Source organism: Arthrobacter sp. ZGTC212 (assembly GCF_002929255.1).
GTDB lineage: Bacteria > Actinomycetota > Actinomycetes > Actinomycetales > Micrococcaceae > Arthrobacter_B > Arthrobacter_B sunyaminii.
The window spans coordinates 1-501 of record NZ_PJIJ01000102.1 but is presented as its reverse complement, the minus strand read 5'-3'; the positions used below and the strand labels follow the sequence as shown (position 1 = coordinate 501).

General features: G+C 58.3%; 1 protein-coding gene. It reads left to right on the top strand.

Annotation, left to right across the window (positions count from 1 at the left end):
• Positions 1-436: uroporphyrinogen-III synthase (locus tag CXQ89_RS18095; protein WP_181032440.1), on the top strand; the 436-nt coding region annotated here is incomplete at its 5' end.
• Positions 437-501: the final 65 nt, after the last annotated feature.

Here is a 501-nt window from a genome sequence, read left to right as displayed (position 1 = left end):
CGGATTTGCGGATGTCTCGATTGCCGATGGCGACGGGCGATCCCTGGCGAGCCTCTTGGTCGCGACGCACGATGCAACAACACCGATCCTCTACCTGACCGGCACCCCCCGCTCACCCGACTTCGAAACTGACCTGCAGCAGGCGGGTCGAGCGATCGATGTGCGCGAGTGTTACCGGATGGTACCGGCTACTCCTGACGATCTCGACGTTATCGAAACACTGACGCCGATGCCGGACGCAATTCTGGTCTATTCTGCGGAAACCGCCCGCCGCCTCGGCGAACTTCTTCAAGCAACCCGTGACCTGCTCGACTGGCAACAGGTGCGCTTCTTATGTCTCAGCGAAAAAATCGCCAGAGCACTCCCCGCAAAAATTCAGCCCAACAGCCAGTGGTCGATGGAACCTCGGGAAGATCAACTGCTTCTTCTGCTTTGATGCAGTGCCGCGTGAAATGGAGCCTCAGGCCTTTCCTTCGCCATGAGGACTGACTAGGTTTACTC